The sequence below is a fragment of the Pseudochrobactrum sp. AO18b genome (genome assembly GCF_000409565.1).
Lineage (GTDB): Bacteria > Pseudomonadota > Alphaproteobacteria > Rhizobiales > Rhizobiaceae > Pseudochrobactrum > Pseudochrobactrum saccharolyticum.
In genome coordinates this window covers 1-8,689 of record NZ_ANNO01000181.1, presented here as the reverse complement: position 1 = coordinate 8,689, position 8,689 = coordinate 1, and the positions used below count along the sequence as shown (strand labels likewise).

Below are 8,689 nucleotides of genomic sequence, written 5' to 3'. Positions count from 1 at the left end.
AGGCCCGGGCGGGCCTTTTTTTATAAGAAACCAATATTTCCCGTTAGAGAAACATCAGCTGATCCTGATTATTAATGATGGAAAGACGAAATGCCGTATCCGTCATTTGCAACTGCGCTGCCGCCGGTTTCAACGGAGAGCAGGCCCAATCCAGTAAACAGGATTGCAGACAACATAAGGACGGTCAGGAGCGTGGCGCTCTTTGCGGACATGGAAACAAGTCTCCCGGAAGCGGACTAAATTCAGCATGAACCGGCACATTGCATAAAGATGCGCACGGACTCAGCATTGTTGAAAGGTGTTTCCAGATATAAGCAGCCGATCTTAACAGCAATAAAACATGCGCAAGATACACGCTAAAAACACATACAAAAATCAGTTTGATTTTCATTGTGGCAGATCAGCAACTGAAACGGCTCTGTGCAGTATAAAAACCCGATCTCACTCAATCAAATAGTAACCATAGATCTTTACGCATAAGCAAAATGCGCCATCCAAGCCCCAAATTTCCGACTGACCCACCGCAGTGAGTCTCCGTGACAAGCACAATGGCAGCGCCACAAATGGCCGCCGCATTTCCTTTACCTAGAATTTCTCCGTCTATTTTGCTGCTCTGTTTTTAACATCGAGGTTACAGCACTCTTTATCACTTGACCTGCCAGCCTTCTCTCTGCCATCCGTAGCCGATGCGCGCAAATTACAGAATGCAACGACTGCTTATTGACCTTCCCCTGCAACCGGATCACCTCATAGAGGCTCCGGCGGATATGGCACATTACCTGCTCAATGTTCTGCGTATGCGGGACGGCGACAAGATTTTGCTGTTCAACGGGCGGGATGGTGAATGGCTCGCACATATAGAGCAAACGGGCAAAAAACGCGTCTCTCTGCACCCTGCCGAGCAGACACGTCCGCAGCCGCTGGCATCTGATTTTCATTATTGTTTTGCCCCGCTGAAAACCGGCCGCATGGATTATATTATCCAGAAAGCTGTTGAAATGGGCGCTTCCGTCTTACAGCCGGTTATCACCCAGCATTGCCAGATGCCCAAGCTCAACAGCGAGCGGATGCAGGCCAATATGCGTGAAGCCGCAGAACAATGCGGAATTCTCATCCTGCCGGAATACAGGGAGCCGTTGCGCTTTGATAAATTCATGGAGCAATGGGATGAGGCACGCGCGCTGATATTCTGTGACGAGGCTGCCGAGGGCAACAATCCCCTGCCATTATTGACCGGCCTGAAAGGCAAGCCTGCCGGTGTTTTCATCGGCCCTGAAGGTGGCTTTTCAGAAGATGAACGTCAATATTTGCATAAGCAGGATTTTGTGACAGCGATTCCGCTTGGCCCCAGAATTTTACGCGCTGATACCGCTGCGGTAGCAGCCATGGCTGTGATTCAGGCAAGTATCGGCGATTGGCAATAATCCTGTTATTTTATGCAGCACTCACAGCATAATTCCGGCAATAGCGCATTTTTTTTCAGGGTTCTTCGCAACAGGACAAGGCTCAATTACGCGTCCTGTTATTATTCCAAATAATTATGCCCAATAATTCCACTTGCGTGTTGGATAAAAAAACGCCAATCACATATATGAATAGTGACAACTACAAAATAGGGTAATGCAAAGCATGGCTCGGGATACCACAGACGAAACAGCCATTTCCGGCATTGAGGAACTGGCTGAATATCTCGCAGAAGGCTGTAAGCCACAGGACAAATGGCGCATCGGCACTGAGCATGAGAAATTTCCCTATTATACCAAAGATAACAGCCCTGTTCCCTATGAAGGCACGCAAGGCATCCGCGCCATTCTGGAAGCGATGCAACAGCGTCTTGGCTGGGATCCGATTATCGACGAAGGCAAACTGATCGGTCTGGTCAGCCCGCAGGGTCAGGGTGCAATTTCTCTGGAACCCGGCGGCCAGTTCGAGCTCTCCGGTGCACCGCTGCAGACCATTCATCAGACCTATGCGGAAGCCAGTCAGCATCTGAAAGATGTGCAGACAATTGCGACACCGCTTGGCATCCGTTTCCTTGGTATGGGCGGCAGTCCGAAATGGACGCGTGCTGAAACGCCGGTTATGCCGAAATCCCGCTATGCCATTATGACAGCCTATATGCCTAAAGTCGGCAGTCAGGGGCTGGATATGATGTATCGCACCTCGACTATTCAGGTGAATCTCGACTTCGGTTCTGAAACGGATATGCGGCACAAGATGCAGGTCAGCATGAAGCTACAATCTGTCGCGACTGCGCTTTTTGCCTCCTCACCATTCACGGAAGGCAAAGCCAACGGCCTGCAATCATGGCGCTCAGACATCTGGCGCGACACGGATAACAGACGCGCAGGTGTCCTGCCATTCGTGTTCTCAGAGCGCTTCGGCTTTGCTGATTATGTAGACTGGGCGCTGGATGTGCCGATGTATTTCATCATGCGCGGCGGCCACTATATTGACTGCACGCATATTACATTCCGCCAGTTTCTGAACGGCGCAATGAAGGATCATCCAACTGCCGGACAGCCTAATTTGGGCGACTGGGCGAACCATATTTCCACACTGTTTCCGGAAGTCCGCCTTAAGCGTTTCCTCGAAATGCGTGGTGCTGACGGTGGCCCGCTGTCCCATATTGCAGCACTTTCCGCTTTCTGGGTTGGCCTGCTCTATGATCAGGATGCACTGAATGCGGCACTGGATCTGACAAAGGACTGGGATTTCGAGCAAGTGGTTGCAATGCGTAACACTGTGCCTGCAAGCGGCCTTGCCACGCCATTCGGCAAAGGCAAAGTCGCAGATATTGCCGCACAGGCAGTCGCAATCGCCTCTCAGGGTCTCAAAAACCGTAAAAATACGGATGAAAACGGCCGCGACGAGAGTATCTATGTTGAACCGCTGGAAGCTATTGCCAAATCAGGAAAACCATTGGCAGAGGTAATGCTGTCTCACTTTGACAGCGACTGGAACCAGTCTGTCGAGCCGGTTTTTAAAGCCTATTCCTACTAGAGCGCCGTGTGCCAGACCTGGCACACAAAGGTCGCTCTAACACTTTAAACCAATCCAGGTTTAAGGAATTATGCTCTAATCGCCTTCATGAATAAAGAGCGGCTGCCTGATTCAAAAATGCAGCCGCTCTTTTTATTTTTGCAAATTGCACCTGACATTGTGTCAACATACACAATGATTTCCTTAACAAAGCTGAACAGGTCTTAATAAAAGCAAACCACAATATATTAAATTTGACTTATCTTATATTTATCCAAGTAAAGATGTTGGAAAACTGCAATAAAACTATTTGCCTTCATTAAGATATTCCATATGATTACCGGAACTTAACCGGAGCATGGCATGCAGACACTACTTGACCTGGATCAGTTGCGTACATTCCTGCTGATTGCCGAAACCGGTAGTTTCACCAAAACGGCTGACAGTGTTTTCCGAACCCAGTCTGCGATTTCCATGCAGATACGCCGCCTTGAAGAGCGTATCGGCAAGCCGCTTTTTGCCCGCGAAGGGCGTCATCTCCTGCTGACACCGCATGGCGAAAAACTGCTGAATTATGCAAGGCGCCTTATTGAGCTGAACAATGAAACGGTTGCCTCATTCCGCACTGATAAAATGAAGGCCAATATACGTATCGGCCTGCCCGATATTTATCTGGAACATATGGTGCAGGATGCTTTGCAGCCGATATTCCGTGATTATCCGGCATTTGAAACCATTCTGCATTGTGAACCGACAGATGCGCTGATTGACCATATCCGCCGCGGGGCACTGGATCTTGCCCTCATCACCCATAATACGGGACAAAAACGCTCGGAAGTCCTCAATACCAGCCGTTTTGTCTGGGCAACCTCAGCAGAAAACTCTCCGCATGAAGAGCCTGTTATACCGCTGGCAATGAACAAGACAAATTGCAGCTGGCGCAAAGTGCTGACGGATACACTCAACACGATACAGCGCGAATATCGTATCGTTTTATCCACCTCCTCCGCCCGCTCCATCCTCATGGCGGTGCGTTCCGGCAGCGCAATCTCGATTCTGCCTGACAATATGGTGGGAAGCGGCATGCGCGTGCTCAATGAGGAAGACGGCTTCCCCAAACTGCCCTCCTGCGCTTTGTCACTCATTCGCGCACAGGGTATTCATGCACCCGCCATTGATCTGATCGCCGGTGCCATTAAAACCAGTTTCCGAAAACCGATCCGCTTTTCAGAATAATCAAATCCATTTCCGGCAAAACTGTCTTCAGAACGCATTTGGGACTGCTTGAATCAGATCGATGCTTTAACTCTTTATTGTAACGCGTATCTTATCCGAAAACCGTTTCACACTGGACAACAGCAAAGTCTCTTGACCGCCAAGCCCATAAAATGGCCAATAGAGTCATGAGTTTTTTTCCAGATTCGCCCGACCGTCAGACAGAAAACAACGCGACCAATGTTGCGGAATATTCTGTATCGGAAATATCCGGTGCGCTGAAACGTACTGTTGAGGATACGTTCAGCCATGTGCGGGTGCGCGGCGAAATCTCCGGTTATCGCGGTCCGCATTCTTCTGGCCACGCTTATTTCGCCCTCAAGGATGAACGTGCGCGGATTGAGGCTGTGATCTGGCGCGGTTCCATGAGCCGCATTAAATTCCGGCCGGAAGAAGGTATGGAAGTGATTGCCACCGGCAAACTCACGACCTATCCGGGTTCATCCAAATATCAGATCGTGATTGAGCAGATGGAGCCTGCCGGTGCCGGTGCACTGATGGCTTTGCTCGAAGAGCGTAAACAACGGCTGGCACGTGAAGGGCTGTTTGATGCAGACCGCAAGCAATTGCTGCCGTTCATGCCCCGCACAATCGGCGTTATCACCTCTCCGACCGGTGCGGTTATCCGTGATATTATTCACCGGATTACCGATCGTTTTCCTCTGCATGTACTGGTCTGGCCGGTTCGTGTGCAGGGCGAGACAACCGGAGAGGAAGTTTCCCGTGCCGTTGCCGGTTTCAACTCAGCCTATTTCGGCGAAGTGCTGCCCCGACCAGATGTGCTGATTGTTGCCCGTGGCGGCGGCAGTCTGGAAGATCTCTGGGGCTTCAATGATGAGAATGTAGTACGCGCAGTTGCGGCCTCCGATATTTCGGTTATCTCAGCTGTGGGGCACGAAACCGACTGGACACTGATTGATCTTGCGGCAGATATACGCGCCCCGACACCAACCGGCGCTGCAGAAATGGCTGTGCCGGTTCGCACAGATTTACAAGCGCAGCTTGCGTCTTACAGTGCGCGACTGGCATCAGCCATGACACGACTGATCGACAGGCGACGTGAATCCTATCGCGCTTTACAAAGGGCATTGCCATCGACCGATCAGTTACTTGCCTTGCCGAGACGCCGCTTTGATGAAGCCGGTTCCAGACTGGGCCGTGCGCTGCTGGTCAGCACAGAGCAAAAACGTGCGCGTTTTGACGGATTGAAGCGCCACCTCTCCCCGCGCCTGCTCAATCAGCAGATCAGAGAGCGCCGCTTGCAGTTGCAACAGCTCAATCAGCGCCTGCCGAGAGGCCTGTCTCTCAAAACGCAGAACAGCCGCAACTTGCTGCGACAGACATCATCAAGACTGACCGGCGAGCTGATCCTGCGCCGCTCCCGTCAATGGGTGCTTAATATTGCCAATCTGCAACGGCGCGGCGATCAGGCCATGCGTCATAGCCTGCAGAAATACCGTACCCGCAGTCTGGAGCTGTCCCGACTGATGGAAACCTTGTCCCATACAAGTGTCCTCAAGCGTGGCTTTGCTATTGTGCTGAACGATCAGGGGCTGCCGGTTAAAGCAGCAGCGGCAGTGCAAACAGGCGAAAATCTGACACTGCGCTTTCATGACGGTGATCGCTCCGTCATTGCGGATGGTTCAGCGCCAGCTCCGGCAGCTCAGACTCCAAAAATGCAATCTGCCGAACCGTCTGTCAAAGACAAGAAAACTAAAGCTCCGCGTGCCAAAGACAGCGGTCAGGGAACGCTTTTCTAAAATATATCCGGCAGTCTATTCAGATTTATTTTTACTATTTCGCCCGTCACTATCGGAAGAGACGCATTTCTATAGTTTTAATAGCATAAAAAATAACATATATCTGCGACTTCAATCAGCGGGGGAGAGAAAGATTGAAGTATACAGGCATTATTACAGTCTTTACATCGCTTTCCGTGCTTACGGCATGCACAACAAGTGCAACACAGACGGACAAGCCCTTAGCCAGCCAAAATCAGCCAGTATCTGCAAGCAATGATACATCAAAACCGGCCAAACTGGTTGAGACCTATACGGCACATATCAGTGATCGTGATAAGGTTGATGAAAAGGGCAAGCCCCTGAAAAATGCCCGCGATATTCTTCTTCAGGATCGTAAAAATTATTACGATTTCAATTTGCGCGATCAGGCTGACACGCCAAGCAAGGTCTTTGCCAAAAAAGAAAATCGCTGGTCTCAGGGCAAAGAATTTTCAGAAATGAAATGGGAGCCCTCGAATGCCTCTGATCCTCAGCGCGGCTACCAATGGAAAATGCGTCGCGGGGTTGAATATCTAATATTTGAGGGAAATCCGGACGTGAAAATTCAGGTCTATGACGATGGCAATATCCACGTCGATCCGAGCCGGAACTATTAAGCAAAATCATACCGGACAAAAGCGGAGCATCTCCGCTTTTGTCAAAATAAAGACAAAACTGCTCTGCCTACAGATGAGGCATCAGATCGTAATCTATTGATGTGAAAGCGGTAAATTTGGAATGGTACGGTCGAGTGGAGTTGAACCACTGACCTCAGGAGCCACAATCCTGCGCTCTAACCAACTGAGCTACGACCGCGTACCAATCCGGCAGTGAATCAATCAGGCTGCCGATAGGGGTCAGATACGTAAAATCATCGCATATTGCAAGCATATATCAAAAAAACTTTGTGAAAATATGATGCCTTACCGGATTATTGCTCAGGATTTCATTCTGCCTGCCTGAAAAACCGGAAAACCAATGCGATGCTTTTATGTTTTCATCATGATTATGCCATGTAAACCCTGTATTTACCACTGATTAACCATAATGCGCCCTGACAGATGGAACCGCAGCAGGAGATTTTTATCCGCAAGTTTCATCAGACAGCGCTTTGCCCCTTGGGGACATTAACTAATAGTTAAGAAAGTGTTTGTCAGAACCGCCCGCTTTGTGGTGATAATGCCTGTAAATTCTCTGTCGGAACCAAAATTTTCCGATAACAGACAACAGCTTAAGACAGATCAAATCAGTTATTGGTCGGGTACGGAACTAAATATATGCAACAGCATCTGGATTTCATGGAGCTGATCCCTCTTTCCGGCATCCGTGCGGCTCTCGCAAGGGGAGACGCCATGCTGGTGCTGTCGCACGACCTGCAAACTGTTCTCTGGGCAAATGACAGCGGCGCCCGCCTTCTTGGCGAAGATGCGGCAGCCGCACTTATCGGACAGGATGCAGATTTCAGCCCGCAGACACAGCGCCAGATTATGGCTCTCGATCTTGGCACAGAGGGTGCGAAAACAATTATGCTGCGTCTGGGCGGCGGTTTGCACTCAGCCTTGCAGCAATGCACTGTAACACCGCTGGCGCTGGCACATGCGAATGAACCGGTCATTCTCATGACTACAGCGGCAACAGATACAGCAAACAACCTTATTCCGCCTCTGCCGCATCATCACCTGATGCAAGTGCAGGCAGACGGAACCATTCTGAACAGCGATGCGCAATTTGATGCCCTGAACATCAACAGCAACACTTTGGCTGATCTGATCGTTGAAGCGCAGGATGAAGCTGATGGTATTGTGCGCCGTCGTGTACGCGCCGGCCAAAGCACCCTGCCCGCAATGATGATCCGCCTTGACGGTCAGAATGAACAGGCACCTTATCTCTTTCTCGTTGAGAAAGTGCAGGATAGTGCAGTTTCAACTGCGCCTGCACAGGATGTCGCTGACATAACCGAAATCACGCAAGACGATCCGGAGATTACTGCTCCTGCGGCTGAAGAAAGTGCTCCTGCACGGTTTATCTGGAAAGTAGATGCTGACAGCCGCTTTACGGAAATCTCACCGGAATTTGCAGCAATTGTCGGTGACAATGCCGCTGATATTATCGGCCGTAAATTCTCCGATGTGGCTAAAGTTTTCGGCTTTGATAATGACGGTGTTATTGCTGCCCTGTTGAAGCAGCAGGAAACATGGTCTGGCAAAAGAATTTTCTGGCCTGTGCAGGGTACAGATCAGCGCGTTCCTGTTGATCTCGCTGCGCTGCCTGCCTTTGCGCGCGATAAGGCTTTTTCCGGCTTCAGCGGTTTTGGCGTTCTCTATCCGTCTTTAACGGAGCAGGATCCTGAAGCCATTGGTATGGCGCTGATATCAGGGCCTGTCGTACCGGATGCACCTGCGCCCCAGACCGAAGATGCGAAAAGCGCACCTCTTTCCAGCGAGAAAATCATTCTGATGGAAGCACTGCGCGCCTCACAGAAGCGTCAGCAGGATACTGAGCCAGCCAGCGAGAATCTTCCCGCAGATAAGGCCAATATTATTGCGGAAATCCGCCCTGCCCGTCCGGAAAACGGCCTATCGCCAACCGAGCGCAGTGCATTTCGCGAGATAGCCGACCGTCTGCGCCGTGAGGTTCTCCAGAAAACACCA

The 8,689-nt window shown here is 50.5% G+C and carries 7 protein-coding genes and 1 tRNA gene; 6 read left to right on the top strand and 2 right to left on the bottom strand.

Annotated features, from left to right (window positions below; genetic code table 11):
• Positions 1 to 71: 71 nt before the first annotated feature.
• Complete coding sequence (locus tag A918_RS22020; RefSeq protein WP_162994564.1) at positions 72 to 212, bottom strand: hypothetical protein; 141 nt, start codon at positions 210 to 212, stop codon at positions 72 to 74.
• A 474-nt stretch (positions 213 to 686) separates the two neighbouring features.
• On the opposite strand from A918_RS22020, the gene A918_RS0107780 reads away from it, so the two are divergent.
• The 5 genes from A918_RS0107780 to A918_RS0107755 all read left to right on the top strand — a co-directional run bounded on the left by A918_RS0107780 (position 687) and on the right by A918_RS0107755 (position 6,655).
• Positions 687 to 1,424 carry a 16S rRNA (uracil(1498)-N(3))-methyltransferase gene (locus tag A918_RS0107780; protein WP_022710515.1) on the top strand — a complete coding sequence of 246 codons (738 nt, stop codon included), beginning with the start codon at positions 687 to 689 and terminating at the stop codon, positions 1,422 to 1,424.
• 205 nt (positions 1,425 to 1,629) lie between these two features.
• Positions 1,630 to 3,003 carry a glutamate--cysteine ligase gene (locus A918_RS0107775; protein ID WP_022710514.1) on the top strand — a complete coding sequence of 458 codons (1,374 nt, stop codon included), beginning with the start codon at positions 1,630 to 1,632 and terminating at the stop codon, positions 3,001 to 3,003.
• Positions 3,004 to 3,345: 342 nt separating this feature from the next.
• On the top strand, positions 3,346 to 4,218 hold the full coding sequence (locus A918_RS19840) for a LysR family transcriptional regulator (protein ID WP_022710512.1): 873 nt from the start codon (positions 3,346 to 3,348) through the stop codon (positions 4,216 to 4,218).
• Positions 4,219 to 4,385: 167 nt separating this feature from the next.
• The gene (xseA, locus tag A918_RS19835; protein ID WP_022710511.1) at positions 4,386 to 6,017 is read left to right on the top strand and encodes an exodeoxyribonuclease VII large subunit; all 1,632 of its coding nucleotides are present in this window, start codon (positions 4,386 to 4,388) and stop codon (positions 6,015 to 6,017) included.
• 134 nt (positions 6,018 to 6,151) lie between these two features.
• Positions 6,152 to 6,655: a hypothetical protein gene (locus A918_RS0107755; RefSeq protein ID WP_156831410.1), complete on the top strand. Its 504-nt coding sequence runs from the start codon at positions 6,152 to 6,154 to the stop codon at positions 6,653 to 6,655.
• A 122-nt stretch (positions 6,656 to 6,777) separates the two neighbouring features.
• On the opposite strand, the gene A918_RS0107750 is transcribed toward A918_RS0107755, so the two are convergent.
• Positions 6,778 to 6,854 (bottom strand) — tRNA-His (locus A918_RS0107750).
• Between the two features lie 461 nt (positions 6,855 to 7,315).
• On the opposite strand from A918_RS0107750, the gene A918_RS19830 reads away from it, so the two are divergent.
• The coding region (locus A918_RS19830) for a PAS domain-containing protein (RefSeq protein ID WP_022710509.1) at positions 7,316 to 8,689 on the top strand (1,374 nt) is incomplete at its 3' end.